Raw genomic sequence first — 14,939 nt, 5'->3', positions numbered from 1 at the left:
GGCATGTAAGGAGTGGGGAAAAAGTCTGCGCAATCCCCTGCCGGACATGTACAAATCGTTGGTTGCGCTCCCCCTTGAAGTGTGCTATCATAGCCACTGATATCAAATTTTCCCAGGAGCGGTCGAATCAACATGGAAACACGTCAAAAACACATCGGGCGCCTGTTCGCCCTCTTCACCATCACGGTCTGGGGCTCCACCTTTATCTCCAGCAAAAAGCTGCTGGCCATCTATACGCCAGCCCAGATCATGCTGACCCGCTTTCTGCTGGCGTACTGCGCGCTGTGGCTGCTGCGGCCCAGGAGGCTTGCCCTCACGCGGAAGCAGGAGGCCGTTTTCTTTCTGATGGGCCTGACGGGATGCTCCGTCTATTTCTACACGGAGAACACGGCGCTGACCTACACGCTGGCCTCCAATGTCAGCATCATCGTGGCCGCCGCCCCCATCCTCACCGCCATCCTGGCCCACTTCACCGGAGAGGAGCGCTTTCACCGCGGCACCCTCTGGGGCTTTCTGACCGCCTTTTCCGGCGTGGTGCTGGTGGTGTGCAACGGCACCTTTGTGCTGAAGCTGAATCCCCGGGGGGATCTGCTGGCCCTGGCGGCCGCCGCCTGCTGGGCGGTGTACTCCATCCTGCTGCGGCGCATGGGCCAGGGACTGGACCCGGTCCTGGTGACCCGGCGTACCCTGTTTTGGGGTGCGGTGACTGCCATTCCCCTTGCGGTGCTGGGGGGAGCGCCCTTCCCCGCCGCGCCGCTGCTGACGCCGGTGGTGGCCGGAAACTTCCTCTTTTTGGGCCTCATCGGCAGCGGCCTCTGCTATGTGCTGTGGAACAAGGCCTTCCGCCTGCTGGGCGTGGTGGCCACCAACAACTTCATCTATTTGAACCCCTTTGTCACCATCGTGACCGCCAAGCTGTTTTTAAACGAGCCGATCTCTCCCCTGGCCCTGCTGGGTGCGGCCCTCATCACCCTGGGCGTTGTGATTTCCCAGCGTCCCGCAAAACAGGAGACAGAAAAAAGCTGTGCCGGATGACCGGCACAGCTTTTTCATATTTCATATCCCAGACTCAGCGGATGAATTGGATATTTGCGTCCACCCGGCCCGTGATGCCGTCGATGGAACAGCTGCTGGAGAACTGCCAATAGTCCATCTGGTAATAGAAGGTGGGATACTGCTTTTCGGAGGTCTCGTTCTTGTACTCCGGATACCAGTAGAGATAGGGAGCCATGGCGCCCTGGTCATATTTGATGTAGCTGACATACTGTCCAGCGTAGATCATCGGCTCATAGCCCGCCTCCGCCACGCGCTCACAGAAGGCGATGGCGCAGGCCGTGGCCATCTCCGGCGTGGTGCCGTAGACCCGATAGGAGGCGTCGTGCATCTCCCAGTCGTAGGCAACAGGGCCGTCGATGTCATAGTCCCGCAGAAGCTCGATGACGTAATCCGCCTCCTCAATGGCCTCCTCCACGGTGATGGCCTGGGCGAAGAAGTACACGCCGGTCTCGATGCCCGCATCCATGGCGCCCTCGATGTTCTTTCCGTAGAAGGCGTCCGTGTTCAGAGAGCCTGAGCTGTATCCCCGGAAGCCCGCGCGCACCATGACAAAGTCCACGCCGTCCGCCGCCACGGCCTCCCAGTCGATGGTCTTGTCGGGGCAGGACTGGTTCTGGAAGGAGGAGACGTCGATGCCGAAGCGGGTGTCAAAGCGGTCCCCCACATAGACCAGACGGTCGTCCTCCCACACGAAGTCCCCCTCGCCCAGCCGGATGGGGTCCGCCTCCTCATAGACCGGGATGCGCTTGCCGCTGTATTCGATGTACTCCCCTGTGGTCTCTCCGGGCGTATAGACCTCGCTGGGCTGGATGCCCGGCACCACCGGGTCCTCAGGCTCCTCCGGGTCCATCGGGTCCTCAGGCTCCTCCGGGATAACGGGGTCCGTGATCGTCGTCGGCAGGATGGCGCTGAAATTCCGGGTGTGTCCCATGACCGTCACGTTGGAGAGCGTCACATCTCCCACAACACCGGGGGCCAAAATCAAATCGCCGTAAATGGTCATGTCCTCCAGGGCCGCGCCGTCGGCGGCGTTGATCATCAGCGTCCCATGGACATCCTCCGAATAGGTCCCGGAGGTATGGATCAGGGTCTGGATCATATTGCCCAGGATGTTGACGATCTCCGCCCGGGTGATGGGCTCCTGAGGGCGGAAATTGCCGTCCCAGCAGTCCGTGATATAACCCCGGACCGTCATCTCTGCCACCGGCCCCTTCGCGTACTCCGCGAACTGCTCCGCGTCGCCGTAGGGCAGGTCGGTGGTGGAGGCGTCGATGCGGAAGGCACGGGCGATCATCGTCACAGCCTGCTGGCGGGTGATGGTGTCCCCCGCCAGGGCCTTGCCGTTGTTGCCTAGGTAGACCCCCGCAGCATGGAGCTTCAAAATGGCGCTCTCCCAGTAATTCCCCCGGATGTCGGAGAAGGTTTCCGCCCCGGAGATGGTCTGGAACTGCAAAAAGCGGTCCATGATGCCCGCGAAAGCGCCCCGGGTGATGGAGTTGTCCGGGCGGAAGGTCCCATCCTCATATCCTTGGATGATGCTGTACTCCTCGCTCCACTTGGCGATGGAGTTCTCGGCCCAGTGTCCGGCGGTATCGGAAAACGCGGCTACGGGCGTCAGCGCCAGAGCAGCGGCCAGTGCCGCGGATGCCAGCCGTTTCGGCAGTCGAATGTGATGCATGGCAGTTCCTTTCTGTCGTTTTTTGTCGGTTCGGATGTTAAAAAACGCCGCAGCCCGTACTTGGGCTGCGGTGTTATGTCACCTATTTGGCAGCGCCTTTTTTTATTATAACGGAGGTTGCTGCTCCGGTCAAGCCGCATGTGGGGATTTGTCAAATAATGTTATGTCTCCCAATACAGGGGAGGTCTGCCTCTCCTGCCTCCATCTGTAAGACGAATGGACGCCGGGTTTTGTTTCACCCTGCAAGAAAAACTGGCAAAACCCCCAAAAAAGTTTTCCTTTTTGGAGGGTTTTGCCCAATAAAGCTATGTGGTTTCTCGGGGAATGTACGACCGTCTCCGGCTGTCCTCCCGGACGATGGAGCCATTGCGGAACACCGACGCCAGCAGCCCCAGCAGGGCGCAGTCCGCAGCCAGAGCCGTGCCGCCGTCGGAGATCAACGGGTATGGGAAGGGCGTCAGCAGTCCCTGATAACCCAAGAGGCCTGTCAGCGTCTGGATCACATACGCGGCGGCCTGCCAGGTCAGCGTCAGCAGGATGGCAGCGGCCAGCAGCCGCCCCAGCGCCGCCGTCTGGCGGCGGCACTTCCTCCAGCCAACGGCCAGCAGGACCGCCATGGGGGCCTGCACCGCCAGAAAAGCCAGCCAGCCGAAGTTCGCCAAAATCGCCAGCAGCATACCATCATACATTTCATAGCGGAGCAGCCAGCGCAGGTCCTCCAGCCATTGCGCCGGATTCTCCACGCCCTCCGGGATATCGGCCATGTCCACAAGACCGGCGTTGGACACAAGCTCCCGGACATACTGCTTCTGCCAGATGATATAGTCATCATTTCCCCCCTGCGCCCGCAGAACGGCGTCGATCAGGGAATAGGGCGCTCCGTCAGCCAGGACCGTCAGCGCCAGCAGGATGGCTCCCAGCGCTGCCAGGGCATAGCCCGCCACCAGCAGCCAGTTCCGCTTCTGTCCGCCGAACCAGCCGCTCTTCACGGCTAGGGCCAGCAGCGCCGTGCCGCACAGCAGCGTGGGCCAGAGCATCTGCACCCACCCCAGGGCGATCCACGGAAGCGCGGGCGCAAGCCCCAGGGCGCAGCAGGCCGCAAGTCCCCTGCTCCCCTTTTCCCGCAGGGCGTAGATGGACAGCGCCATGGCAAGCGGCAGCAGCAGGGGCAGATAATCCCCCACGTCAAGCGGATAATCCATGGTGATCTCCAGAAGAGGTCGGCCGAATACCGCCGCGGTCAGCAGCATTGCCGCCAGCAGCGGCCTTTTTCCCAGAAAGGTATAGTCCAGAAAATACAGCAGTGCCATGACCCCCAGCGCCAGAGCCAGAGTGCCGCCCCAGCGGGGGAAATAATAGCCCGTGAGCGCGCTCACGCCCCAGTGCTGGAACACCCGGAAGCCCAGCCAGACCGCCAAGGAAAGCAGTGCCGGGATAAAGATCCCCCAGCTGGGCCGGGGGCGGTGGATGCGGTCCAGCTCCGTGCCCACGGATACCGGGTCTCCCATCTCCTCCATAGCCAGGCGCTCCGCCTCCTCCGGGGTGCTTCCCTCCTCCGCGAAAGCGTCCCGCTGGTCCTCTAAGTGCCCCTTGAGTTCCAGCGCCACTACGGGCCCTGCCCGCTTCCAGCGGATCTGTTCCTCCACCGCTGTCAGATATTCCTGAATGGTGCTGCAAGCCAATGGGGCCACCTCCCCTCCCCCATGGATGGCGCAGTGCTTTCCGGGCAGCTCTCCCGAACAATGGAACTGCCGCGGAATACAGAGAGGGCCAGGCCGATCAGGGCCATGTCGATCACAGTATGTAAATTGCCGCCTAACAGGGGCATACAGACGTTTGCTACTATTATATAGCCCATATTCATGAAAAGGCTGAATACCGCTTGGATAGTGAGCGTCATCACCACGGCCAGGGCAATCAGCCGCCCCGCCTGGTTCCGTTGGCGCAGGCAGCGCCGGAACAGCCACACCAGCAGGGCAGCGATGGCGGCGGCCAGCGCCAGGAAGGGCAGCCAGCCCAGCTTATAGACCATCTCGCTGAGCAGGAAATCCTGTGGCCAGTCCAACACACCCAGGGCATACGGTGAAACCGTCTCCCGGTCGGCGCTGCCCAGCAGATGGGAAAGCCCCAGGCTGGTTTTGACGGACATCGACAGATAACCAGCACCAGATGCGTCCAGCTCCGGGTGGAGCAGCTGTGTCAGCCTCTCCGCCAGGGACAGGCCTCCCCTCCAGATCGAGAATATGGCCAGCGCCGCCGTCACCCCCAGAGTCGCTTTGACAGTCTTTTTCCGTCCCACGCCGAACCAGTCCATCCCGGCGGCGCAGACCATCAGGGCAAAGCCCGCCAGGAGCAGCGTCAGCAGTCCCGCCGTGGTCGGTACCACGACGGTCAAAGCCGCCAGCAGCACGCCGCCAAGGGCCGCAAGTAAAATTCCTTTCCAGCCCTTTCCCCTGCAAATATACAGCCAGGCGGCATAGACCACCGGGAACAGCAGTACCAGATAACCGGCATAGTAGTTCCGCCCGCCGGAATAACGCGGTGTCAGCAGCAGGCCGGCCCCGGTCAGCAGCAGCGTGCCAACGTACACCACCCCCGCGTGGCGGACCAGCCAGGTGTAGTCCAGGAAATAAGCGCCCAGCAGACAGGCGGTTCCCAGAAGCAGGGCCGCCGCTGTCCGGACGGGGTCTGCGGCGTAAATATGAGAAAAGACGCCCGCCCGTTCCAGCAGCACCCGCAGCAAGGCTCCGGTCACAGCCAGCGCCACCGTCAACAGCAGCAGCCCCCACTGGGGCCGGGGGCGGTGGATGCGGTCCAGCTCCGTGCCCACGGATACCGGGTCCCCCATCTCCTCCACAGCCAGGCGCTCCGCCTCTTCCGGGGCGCTTCCCTCCTCCGCAAAGGCGTCCCGCTGGTCCTCCAGATGCCGCTTCAATTCCAGCGCCACCACAGGCCTTGCCCGCTTCCAGCGGATCTGTTCCTCCACGGCCGCCAGATATTCCTGTATCGTTTTACGCTCCGGCACAGCAGGCACCTCCTTTCAGGACCCGGCCCACGGCGCGGGCATAGGCGTTCCAGGATTCCTCCTTCTCCCGCAGGGCCGCGCCGCCCTCCTTCGTCAGATGATAGTACCGCCGGGGCTTTCCCGCGGCGGCCTCCCGCTCATAGGCTGTGACGAAGCCCTTCTCCTCCAGGCCGTGGAGCAGCGGATACAGCGTTCCGGCCTTCAAGTGGAAGGTGTCATCGCTGCGCCGCTTCAATTCCTCGATCATCTGATAGCCGTACTTGTCCCCATCCTCCAGCAGCTTCAGCACCAGCAGCGCCATACTGCCGCTGACCAGGCTCTTGTCCAGTTCCATACCGCTTCCTCCTTATATAGATCATCTATATATCGGATTATATATCGATATCCTATATATGTCAAGGAAAAAAACGGCGTACGAAAGGTCCGCCGTTTTTCTCACTTGCGCCGCACCGGGTAGCAGACCTCGGTGACGAACTGATCAGGGTCCCGGGTCTCGTGGGGGCTGACATGGTAGATGTTGAAAAACAGGCCGTCAAAGACATAGCCGTTGTCCCTCACCCAGGCGGCCACCGCCTCGTTGACCTCGCTGATCTGGCCGTAGCTGCCCCGGAAGGTGGCGGAGGCCACCTGGACCGCGGGGACGGTCTTGAATCTCACGTGCTCGGTGTCGGGATACGTCCCCTTCACGCTCTTCTGGATCTCCACATCCACGTCGCCCTCCTTGAACTCGCCGTCGTGGTAGATGCCGGTGCACAGGGCCGGGTCGCCCTCCTGGATGTCCATGTGGGCGGTCTCCCTCACAAAGATATGCCACAGGTCGCCCTCCCGGTCATAGCTGGGGATGATCTGCCGGACGCTGGCCACATACCGCTCCGGCAGGGTCTTGATCGTCACATCATACTTCATGGCTGTCTTGTCCTTTCTCAGCCGTTCAATGGCTGTGTCCAGGAGCCGCAGGCGCCGTGCCGCCTCCGCCGCCTCTTCCTCCGCCTCCGCCCGCTTTTTCAGCAGGCGCCCCTCCAACGCCGCCCGGTCGTCCCAGCAGGCCAGCAGCTCTGCAATGCCCGCCAGGGAAAAGCCCATGTTTTTCAGTGCGGTGATCCGATTGGCCGTGATGAGCTGGGCCTCACTGTAATAGCGGTAGCCGGTGAAAAGGTCGATGCTCTCCGGGCCAGAAGGCCGATCTCGTCGTAATGGCGCAGCATGCGGATGCTGACTCTGGACAGTTTTGAAAATTCGCCGATCTTCAGCATGGGTTCCCTCCACATCGATGTGATTCTTGAGCTCAGGTACAGCATACGCCCTCCCTCCATGAGAGAGTCAAGGGGGAACTTCAAATTTTTTCTCCGGCCCGCTGGTCCGTCTTGGCAGCAGGGCGCTGAAACTTGAAAAATTTTTGTAAATATGAGAATTATGTATACCATATTTTGTGGTGCTATGATATAATATCCCCAATTCCGGAATGTGTCTGGAATTGTCGCCGCATATGAAAAACCGCCGGGTATCCCCGGCGGAAAATTGGGAGGTCCCGCTATGAAATGTCCGTTTTGCGGATACAGTGAGAGCAAGGTCATCGATTCCCGCCCCGCAGATGAGGGCGCCAGCATTCGCCGCAGGAGGGAGTGCCTCTCCTGTTCCAAGCGGTTCACCACATATGAGACGGTGGAGAGCCTGCCCATGGTAGTGGTGAAAAAGGACGGCAGCCGGCAGAGCTTTGACCGCCGGAAGGTGCTGGGCGGCATGATCCGGGCCTGTGAAAAGCGGCCTGTTCCCCTGGCGGAGCTGGAGCGCATCGCCGAGGAGATCGAGCAGGACCTGCAAAACTCCATGGAGCGGGAGATCAGAACGGAGACCATCGGCGAGAAGGTCATGGACCGCCTGCGGACGGTGGATCAGGTTGCCTATGTCCGCTTTGCCTCCGTGTACCGTCAGTTCAAAGACATCGACACCTTCATGGCGGAGCTGAACAAGCTTCTGGCCGAAAAGTAAATATCCTTTACAGCACGTTTTTGACGCTGAACCGCTCCATATCCGCCAGCAGGCGCAGCTGATCCCGCAGGTCGGAGATCTCCGCCCGGAATTCCGTGATCTCCCGGGTGGCGGCAAAGGCCATGGCGCGGCGGTACATGGCCTCCGCGTCCTCCACCGCGTCGTGTTCGGAGACGATGTGGAGATACGTTTGGCGGTCAGACCAGTCCGCGTAGCTGTCCGAGAGGGCGGAGAGGGCCTGGGACCAATCCTCCGCCTGGGCCAGCGCATCCGCCTGTTGGAGCTGTTCCCGCCAGCGCTCTGTGTGCGCGGACATCCTGCCGCTGTTCCAAAGGGCAAAGGCCAGGATCGCCGCCAGAACGGCGATGGGGGGCAGAAACGCTTTTCTCATGCCGGTCTCTCCTTTTTGACGCAGATCACCTGTCCGTGTTCGTCCAGTGTGAGGAGAAAGACCTCTTTGGGCGAGGACAGGTGCCGTTTTCGCAGCTCCTCCTGGAGCCACTGCTCGTCCTTCCCGCAGGAAATGAGGTTTTTCCGCAGGGCGCGGCCGTCGTTGACAAGGACCACCGGCAACGTGACGTCATCCTCCAACTTCAGTCCCAGCTGGCTGGCAGTGGGCGGCTTCTGCCGCGTCCAGGGCAGGATGGACAGCTGACCGGAATTCTCCAGGATCGCGTATTTCACATCCTCGATGCCGGAGATGCCCTGGCCCCGCAGCTCCTCCAGCAGCTCATCCAGTGTGTAGCGGTTTTTCCGCATGGCCTCCTGCTGGAGCTGGCCGTTGCGGATCAGGATGGACGGCGTGCCGCACACCAGCGCCCGGAAGCGCAGGTTGTGCAGGGACAGCTGGCTCAAGAGCATGGAGAGGGACAGCAGCGTCAGGATGGGGATGATGCCCGCCAGCAGCGGGATGCCGAAATCCTGCATGGGAACGGCGGCCAGGTCCGAGAGCATCATGGTCAGGACCAGCTCGCTGGGCTCCAGCTCGCCGATCTGCCGCTTGCCCATCAGGCGCAGGCCGATCATAATGAGAAAATAGAGTATCACAGTGCGCGTAAAGGCGGTTATCATAGGCAGTCTCCTCCATTGAAGAAGTATCTGCCTTTTTCCGCCGTTCCATACGTGGATAATGCTCCCACGGGGGAGTTTTATCATATACTACATTGAAATCGCAGAGGTGAAAGGAGGCTCATGGGAGAGATCCCATCATAAGCGCCATGTGCCTGCCGGACGGACGGTCCGGCAGGACGACGAGGTGAGGGAAGCACAGCACGGCATCCAGCGCCGCGGCCGCCCTTTTGCGGCCGCAGTCCGGTGGGACGCGTGCTGTCACACAGGTCTTGGAAGCCGCGGAAAAATTTCCGGCAGGCGGCCTGTGGGATCGAAGCATTCGGCGGATGTCCCTCCGTGCCCGCGGGCATGTGACACAGTCGGCAAATATGCGGGCGACCGCAAAACAGAGAGGCTGTGACCGCGGTAAAAGTGACAAATGACTGCGCGTTTGTCCTTTTGATATCATAGATCATCAGGAGGATCTTTTATGTGCGGAATCATTGGATTTGTGGGCAGCGAACAGGCGGCCCCGATCTTGCTGGACGGATTGGCCCGGATGGAATACCGGGGCTATGACTCCGCCGGCATTGCGGTGCGCTCCGAACAGGCAGGGCTGCAGGTGAAAAAGGCCAAGGGCCGTTTGCAGGTCCTGGCGGACCTGACCCACGGCGGCGCCGACCTGAAGGGGACGCTTGGCATCGGACACACCCGCTGGGCCACCCACGGCGAGCCCAACGACATCAACGCCCACCCCCATATCAGCGAAAACGGCAGCATCGCCCTGGTGCACAACGGCATCATCGAAAACTATCTGGAGATCAAGGAGCATCTGATCCAGCGGGGCGTCACCTTCACCTCGGACACGGACTCCGAGGTGGTGGCCCAGCTGCTGGAATTCCACTACAACGAATGCCACAGCATGCTGGAGGCCGTGGGCCGCGTCCTGCGGCGCATCAAGGGTTCCTACGCCTTCGGCATCATCTGCTCCGACTATCCCAACGCCCTCATCGCCGCCCGGAAGGACAGTCCGCTGATCCTGGGCTTTGGCGAAACCGGCAACTTCATCGCCTCCGATGTGACGGCGGTCATCAAATACACCCGGGACGTGGTCTACATGGATGACGGCGAGATCGCCGTGGTGACGTCCGACAGCGTGGATGTGTTCGACGACGAGCTGGTCCCGGTGGAAAAGCAGCACGCGCTGGTGGACTGGGACGTCTCCGCCGCGGAAAAGGGCGGCTACGCCCACTTCATGTTCAAGGAGATCATGGAGCAGCCGGAGGCCATCCGCAAAACCGTCTCCCCCCGCATCCGGGATGGCCGGGTGGTCCTGGACGATGTGGCGATGACGGCGGAATATGTGAAAAACATCTCCCGCATCTTCATCATCGCCTGCGGCTCGTCCTACCATGTGGGCATGGTCAGCAAATACAACTGGGAGCGCCTGCTGCGCCGCCCGGTGCAGGTGGAGCTGGCCTCCGAGTTCCGGTACAGCGACCCGCTGGTGGATGAAAACACCCTGGTCATCGTCATCAGCCAGTCCGGCGAGACGCTGGACACCATGGCCGCCATGCGGGAGGCCAAGCGCCGGGGCGCCCGGACGCTGGCCGTGGTCAACGTGGTGGGCAGCTCCATTGCCCGGGAGGCCCACGATGTGCTGTACACCTGGGCGGGCCCGGAGATCGCTGTGGCCACCACCAAGGCCTATTCCACCCAGCTGGTGCTGATGGATCTGGTGGGCCTGTATCTGGCGGACCTGCTGGGGACCGTGGAGCACCAGGAATACGACGCCATCCTGGCGGAGGTCCAGAGGCTGCCGGAGAAGATGGAGCACTTCCTGGAACACTTCGAGGATGTGCAGTATTTTGCCTCCCGGTATTTCAACCACAACTCCATCTTCTTCATCGGCCGGAACCTGGATTACGCCCTGGGCCTGGAGGGTTCCCTGAAGCTGAAGGAGATCAGCTATATCCACTCCGAGGCCTACGCCTCCGGCGAGCTGAAGCACGGCACCATCTCCCTGATCGAGCCTGGCACCCTGGTGGTGGCCCTGGGGACCTACACTCCCCTGTTCGACAAGGCCATGAGCAATGTGGTGGAGGTGAAGGCCCGGGGCGCGGAGGTCCTGGCCGTCACCACGGAGGCATTCCAGGAGAAGATGGAAAAGACCGCGGACTCCACCATCGTGATCCCGGATACCCACCTGATCCTCCAGCCCTCTCTGGGCGTGGTGCCGCTGCAATTGTTTGCCTACTATGTGGCGCTGCAGCGCGGATGCGATATCGACAAGCCCCGGAACCTGGCGAAATCCGTCACCGTGGAATAACGCACAAGCCCGTGCCGTTCCGGCACGGGCTTGATCACTCTTGACTCTCCCATCGTGTGAGGCTCTATCATGGTCTTATAATCAAATAACTTGAAAAGTGGTAAATCCACTTTTCAAGTGTCGCAGCGCACATGTGCTGTGACAGGCCGCGGACCGCGGCCTCGATTTGCATTTCATAGTCCATCACTGTGTGCTTTACGCACAGCGGGCATCGCCCGCTTGAAAAATCCCATGGGATTTTTCAAGTGAATGGACTATATCCACAGAGGAAGGAGATGACCACCATGGCATTTGACTTTAAAAAAGAATATAAAGAACTGTATGTCCCGGCGGAGAAACCGGAGATCATAACAGTTCCCCGGATGCGCTTCGCGGCAGTCCGCGGGGCCGGGGACCCCAACGCGGAAGGCGGGGCCTACCAGCAGGCCGTCGCCATTCTGTACGCGGCCTCCTATGCGCTGAAAACCAGCTGGAAAAAAGGCCGGGAGATAGAGGGCTTCTATGACTACGTGGTGCCGCCGCTGGAGGGGTTCTGGCAGCAGGACGGCACCGCGGACGTGGACTACGGCCGCAAAGAATCGTTCCGCTGGATATCGGTGATCCGCCTGCCGGATTTCGTGACGGAGGCCCATTTCGCCTGGGCCGTTGAAGCCGCGGCGCAGAAAAAGAAGCTGGACTGCTCCGCCGCGGAATTCTGGCCCCTGGAGGAGGGCCTCTGTGTACAGATGATGCACAGGGGGCCCTTTGAACGGGAGCCCGCCACAGTCGCCGTCATGGACGCTTATTTGCGGGAAAACGGATATGAAAACGACTTCTCCGACTGCCGCCTGCACCATGAGATCTACCTCTCCGACGCCCGGAAAGTGCCGCCTGAAAAGTGGCGGACCGTTATCCGTCACCCCGTCAGAAGGTGTTCTCACCAGAACACCGGCGTCTCCCGGTCATCGAAGGCGAATACGGCATAAGCCTCTCCCCGTATGCACTTGATCCGCGCAAAGCAAAACAGCGTCGTTATGGGAAAGGGTTTTCCCTTGTCATACGGAAGTGCTAGATACCGGCATCCGCGCGCTGTCCGCGTCAAGGCTCCTTCCCTGCCCCGCAGCCGCTGCCGCAGCCATCCGGCCCGGAACAGCTCCTCCGGCTTTGGCGCCGCCTCCCACCTCTCCGCCTCCGGCCGCCCGCCGGCCAGCCGCAGCTCGCCCCGCAGGACCCGTCCCAGGGGCGCCGTCATCTGGCCTGAAAACCGCCGGCGGATAGACGCCTGCCTGCCGTCGGGTTCCAGCAGCCCCAGGCGCAGCTCGCCCCGGTCCCCCACCACCCAGGCGCACCACAGGCCCGCCCGGGGCAGCTGACAGCGGGCGGAAAACCAGGTGTAGAGCGCCTCCCGCTCTATTGTCAGCTCTCCCAGCGCCTTGCCATCCCACAGCAGAGGAAACTTGTCCATGCCCCCTGGCCCCCTTTCAAAAAAAGCCCGCCTGCGCAAGACTATGCGCAGACGGGCTTTTTTATGTGAGTCAGGTGATGGTATAGGTCCCCCGCACCAGCAGCTTGGTGGTGGCGGAGGTGGCTTTCACGCCGCGGCCCTCAATGGTCATCATATACAGGTGGTTCTGCGCCAGCGCCCCGCCGTTGTTCAGGGTCCCGGCTGTGGTCTCGTCGATCAGGCCCGGACTGGAGGGTGACACGCACGCGGCGCCGCCCACCCGCAGCATCACCTCGCAGCCAATGTCTCCGGTGAGGATCTGCCCGCTGGACAAGGTCACCACCGTAAAGGTGGCGGAGGTGCCTGTCCCGCCGTTTAAGACCAGGCCGCCCTCCTGGGCCAGCTGGCTGTTCCGAACGGCGATCTTCTGGTCCACACGCTGCATGATGGTGTTCATGAACGTATCGTTCAGATAGCTCAAGGTGACCAGCGGGTCGCTGGAGGAGCCCGCCTCCGCCGCCAGCGACACCGTCGTATTCAGTATGCCGCAGACCAGCAGCAATACCACCATCCGCAGCACCCATCTGTTCTTTTTCATATGTACCTCCGTTATCCTCTGTGTTGGAAAACTGTTCTCCCGGAAAGAAGCCCCTTCCGGGAGAACCGCCCATCAAATCCACCTGTCAGACCAGCTGGTCGTGAGGCAGGCCAAAACTCACCGCGATCGCGGTATCGACTTTTCCCATCACGGTCTCCTCCACATGGCCCATCCGCTCCCGCAGCCGCTTTTTGTCCAGGGTCCGGATCTGCTCCAGCAGAACGACGGAATCCCGGCTCAGGCCGCAGTTCTGGTCCACGGGAAGGTCGATATGTGTCGGCAGCCGTGCCTTGCCCGTCTGGGAGGTAATGGCCGCCGCGATCACAGTGGGGCTGTAACGGTTGCCGGTGTCGTTCTGAATGATCAGAACGGGCCGGACGCCGCCCTGTTCGCTGCCCACCACCGGGGAGAGATCGGCATAGTAAATATCGCCGCGCTTGACACTCGTATCCACAAAGTTCACACTCCGCCGAAAGAAGTACCCGTCACCGAAGGCTCGTTCGGTGAGGCCACTTTCATTCTCCCACGCAGTTTCGGAATTTATACGCTGTCGGGAAGGCAAAATTCCGGCGTCCTTGCCCCGTACTATCCTATGCATGGGACAGGGCATGAGTGTATTGGGCCTATAACAGCCGCAGGCTCCGCTCCACCACTTCTTCCGCCTCCATGTACAGGCGGGGCACCCGCTTGCTGACCGCGCAGGTCAATTCGTACGGGATGGTGCCCAGGATATCCGCCAGATCGTCCACACGCTGGCAGGGCCCAAACAGCTCCACCGTGTCCCCAACGTGGACATCCGGCTTATCCGTAAGGTCCACCATGGTCATATCCATGCAGATCCTGCCCCGGACAGGCGCCCCTCCCTGGCTGGTCTGGACCGCCATGCGGTTGGAGAGACCCCGGAACAGTCCGTCCGCGTAGCCGATGGGCAGCACGCCCATCCGCGTCCTGTCCGCTGTGCGGAACGTCCGCCCATAGCTCACATCGGTCTCCGGGTCGAACACCTTGATGGTGGAGACGCAGGACTTCAGGGCCATCACAGGCCGCAGGTCCAGCCGCCGGGCGTCTGCACCCACGCCGTACAGGGCAATGCCGGGGCGCACCATGTCCAGATACATCTCCGGATACCGGGCCAGGGCGCCGCTGTTGGCGCAGTGCCGGATGGCGAAGGTCCGGCCTCTGTCCGCCAGCGCGCTGATGACGCCGGTAAACACCGCGAACTGCTCCCGGGTATAGGCTTCATCCTCCTCGCCGTCCTCATCGGCAGCGGCAAAGTGGGTGAAGATCCCCTCCGGCTCCAGATGAGGCAGGGCGCAGGAGGCGCAGATGGCCTCCACGCCGCCGTCAAAGTGCCTGCCCCGAACCAGGAAGCCCAGGCGGGACATGCCGGTGTCCACCTTGATGTGGACCTTCAGGGTGCCGCCGCATTCTGTCGCGGCGGCGCTGTACGCCTCCGCCTTGGCCTGGGCGGAGACGGTCTGTGTGATGTGGTATCGAATGAGCTGCGGCACCATCTCCGGCGGCGTGTGCCCCAGGATCAGGATGGGCATCTCAATGCCACCGTGCCGCAGTTCCCGGGCCTCATCCAGGCTGGAGACCGCCAGATAGTCCGCCCCCAGCGCCTCCAGCTTTCGGGAGACCTGGACCGCGCCGTGGCCGTAGGCATCCGCCTTCACCACGCCCAGATATTTCGTCTGTGGTCCGGTGAGCCGCCGGGCCTGTTGATAATTGTGGGCCAGGGCATCCAGATCGATCTCCGCCCAGGTCCGCCGCAAAACCGTGTCTTCCATG

Annotated in this window: 14 protein-coding genes and 1 pseudogene; 4 read left to right on the top strand and 11 right to left on the bottom strand. The window is 61.7% G+C overall.

Translation table 11 applies throughout. The features are described 5' to 3' along the window. Positions 1-132 precede the first annotated feature (132 nt). The gene (locus tag Q0Z71_RS06050) at positions 133-1,035 is read left to right on the top strand and encodes a DMT family transporter (protein ID WP_298019614.1); all 903 of its coding nucleotides are present in this window, start codon (positions 133-135) and stop codon (positions 1,033-1,035) included. 34 nt (positions 1,036-1,069) lie between these two features. Here Q0Z71_RS06050 and Q0Z71_RS06045 read toward each other — a convergent pair whose 3' ends face one another. From Q0Z71_RS06045 to Q0Z71_RS06025, 5 genes and pseudogenes are all read right to left on the bottom strand, one after another. After that, positions 1,070-2,734: an S-layer homology domain-containing protein gene (locus Q0Z71_RS06045; RefSeq protein ID WP_298019612.1), complete on the bottom strand. Its 1,665-nt coding sequence runs from the start codon at positions 2,732-2,734 to the stop codon at positions 1,070-1,072. A gap of 305 nt (positions 2,735-3,039) precedes the next feature. Then, a complete protein-coding gene (locus Q0Z71_RS06040; RefSeq protein ID WP_298019610.1) occupies positions 3,040-4,416 on the bottom strand; it encodes a permease prefix domain 1-containing protein in 1,377 nt (458 codons plus the stop codon). Beyond that, positions 4,386-5,759: a permease prefix domain 1-containing protein gene (locus tag Q0Z71_RS06035; RefSeq protein ID WP_298019608.1), complete on the bottom strand. Its 1,374-nt coding sequence runs from the start codon at positions 5,757-5,759 to the stop codon at positions 4,386-4,388. Before Q0Z71_RS06035 ends, Q0Z71_RS06040 begins: the two co-directional genes overlap by 31 nt. Beyond that, a complete protein-coding gene (locus Q0Z71_RS06030; RefSeq protein ID WP_298019606.1) occupies positions 5,746-6,093 on the bottom strand; it encodes a PadR family transcriptional regulator in 348 nt (115 codons plus the stop codon). The genes Q0Z71_RS06035 and Q0Z71_RS06030 overlap by 14 nt, the downstream gene beginning before the upstream one ends. Before the next feature lie 101 nt (positions 6,094-6,194). Then, a pseudogene (locus Q0Z71_RS06025) lies at positions 6,195-7,012 on the bottom strand (MerR family transcriptional regulator). A gap of 280 nt (positions 7,013-7,292) precedes the next feature. Between Q0Z71_RS06025 and nrdR the strand changes: the two are divergent. Beyond that, a complete protein-coding gene (nrdR, locus tag Q0Z71_RS06020) occupies positions 7,293-7,748 on the top strand; it encodes a transcriptional regulator NrdR (protein WP_298019604.1) in 456 nt (151 codons plus the stop codon). A gap of 7 nt (positions 7,749-7,755) precedes the next feature. Here nrdR and Q0Z71_RS06015 read toward each other — a convergent pair whose 3' ends face one another. Together Q0Z71_RS06015 and Q0Z71_RS06010 are read right to left on the bottom strand one after the other, a co-directional pair. Further along, a complete protein-coding gene (locus Q0Z71_RS06015; RefSeq protein ID WP_298019602.1) occupies positions 7,756-8,139 on the bottom strand; it encodes a DUF4363 family protein in 384 nt (127 codons plus the stop codon). Continuing rightward, a complete protein-coding gene (locus Q0Z71_RS06010; RefSeq protein ID WP_298019600.1) occupies positions 8,136-8,819 on the bottom strand; it encodes a DUF421 domain-containing protein in 684 nt (227 codons plus the stop codon). The genes Q0Z71_RS06015 and Q0Z71_RS06010 overlap by 4 nt, the downstream gene beginning before the upstream one ends. Before the next feature lie 469 nt (positions 8,820-9,288). On the opposite strand from Q0Z71_RS06010, the gene glmS reads away from it, so the two are divergent. Together glmS and Q0Z71_RS06000 are read left to right on the top strand one after the other, a co-directional pair. After that, on the top strand, positions 9,289-11,127 hold the full coding sequence (glmS, locus tag Q0Z71_RS06005) for a glutamine--fructose-6-phosphate transaminase (isomerizing) (RefSeq protein ID WP_298019599.1): 1,839 nt from the start codon (positions 9,289-9,291) through the stop codon (positions 11,125-11,127). Positions 11,128-11,411: 284 nt separating this feature from the next. After that, positions 11,412-12,092 carry a GyrI-like domain-containing protein gene (locus tag Q0Z71_RS06000; protein WP_298019596.1) on the top strand — a complete coding sequence of 227 codons (681 nt, stop codon included), beginning with the start codon at positions 11,412-11,414 and terminating at the stop codon, positions 12,090-12,092. On the opposite strand, the gene Q0Z71_RS05995 is transcribed toward Q0Z71_RS06000, so the two are convergent. From Q0Z71_RS05995 to alr, 4 genes are all read right to left on the bottom strand, one after another. Further along, positions 12,044-12,571 carry a hypothetical protein gene (locus Q0Z71_RS05995; protein WP_298019594.1) on the bottom strand — a complete coding sequence of 176 codons (528 nt, stop codon included), beginning with the start codon at positions 12,569-12,571 and terminating at the stop codon, positions 12,044-12,046. The genes Q0Z71_RS06000 and Q0Z71_RS05995 overlap by 49 nt on opposite strands. Before the next feature lie 70 nt (positions 12,572-12,641). Next, complete coding sequence (locus Q0Z71_RS05990) at positions 12,642-13,148, bottom strand: hypothetical protein (RefSeq protein ID WP_298019592.1); 507 nt, start codon at positions 13,146-13,148, stop codon at positions 12,642-12,644. An 85-nt stretch (positions 13,149-13,233) separates the two neighbouring features. Further along, the gene (locus Q0Z71_RS05985; protein ID WP_298019590.1) at positions 13,234-13,602 is read right to left on the bottom strand and encodes a type II toxin-antitoxin system PemK/MazF family toxin; all 369 of its coding nucleotides are present in this window, start codon (positions 13,600-13,602) and stop codon (positions 13,234-13,236) included. Between the two features lie 169 nt (positions 13,603-13,771). Next, positions 13,772-14,938, bottom strand: a complete 1,167-nt coding sequence (gene alr / locus Q0Z71_RS05980) for an alanine racemase (RefSeq protein ID WP_298019588.1) — start codon at positions 14,936-14,938, stop codon at positions 13,772-13,774. Position 14,939: the final 1 nt, after the last annotated feature.

Source organism: uncultured Dysosmobacter sp. (assembly GCF_947631635.1).
In the GTDB taxonomy this organism is placed as follows: Bacteria; Bacillota; Clostridia; order Oscillospirales; family Oscillospiraceae; genus Oscillibacter.
The sequence above is the reverse complement of the archived record's forward strand: the minus strand, read 5'-3'. Positions and strand labels throughout refer to the sequence as shown.

Bases quoted from the DNA above. Each gene is read 5' to 3' on its own strand.
- Q0Z71_RS05990 (WP_298019592.1), bottom strand. From the start codon at position 13,148: ATGAAAAAGAACAGATGGGTGCTGCGGATGGTGGTATTGCTGCTGGTC.
- glmS (WP_298019599.1), top strand. From the start codon at position 9,289: ATGTGCGGAATCATTGGATTTGTGGGCAGCGAACAGGCGGCCCCGATC.
- alr (WP_298019588.1), bottom strand. From the start codon at position 14,938: ATGGAAGACACGGTTTTGCGGCGGACCTGGGCGGAGATCGATCTGGAT.
- Q0Z71_RS06045 (WP_298019612.1), bottom strand. From the start codon at position 2,734: ATGCATCACATTCGACTGCCGAAACGGCTGGCATCCGCGGCACTGGCC.
- Q0Z71_RS06050 (WP_298019614.1), top strand. From the start codon at position 133: ATGGAAACACGTCAAAAACACATCGGGCGCCTGTTCGCCCTCTTCACC.
- Q0Z71_RS06015 (WP_298019602.1), bottom strand. From the start codon at position 8,139: ATGAGAAAAGCGTTTCTGCCCCCCATCGCCGTTCTGGCGGCGATCCTG.
- nrdR (WP_298019604.1), top strand. From the start codon at position 7,293: ATGAAATGTCCGTTTTGCGGATACAGTGAGAGCAAGGTCATCGATTCC.
- Q0Z71_RS06000 (WP_298019596.1), top strand. From the start codon at position 11,412: ATGGCATTTGACTTTAAAAAAGAATATAAAGAACTGTATGTCCCGGCG.
- Q0Z71_RS06030 (WP_298019606.1), bottom strand. From the start codon at position 6,093: ATGGAACTGGACAAGAGCCTGGTCAGCGGCAGTATGGCGCTGCTGGTG.
- Q0Z71_RS06010 (WP_298019600.1), bottom strand. From the start codon at position 8,819: ATGATAACCGCCTTTACGCGCACTGTGATACTCTATTTTCTCATTATG.
- Q0Z71_RS05995 (WP_298019594.1), bottom strand. From the start codon at position 12,571: ATGGACAAGTTTCCTCTGCTGTGGGATGGCAAGGCGCTGGGAGAGCTG.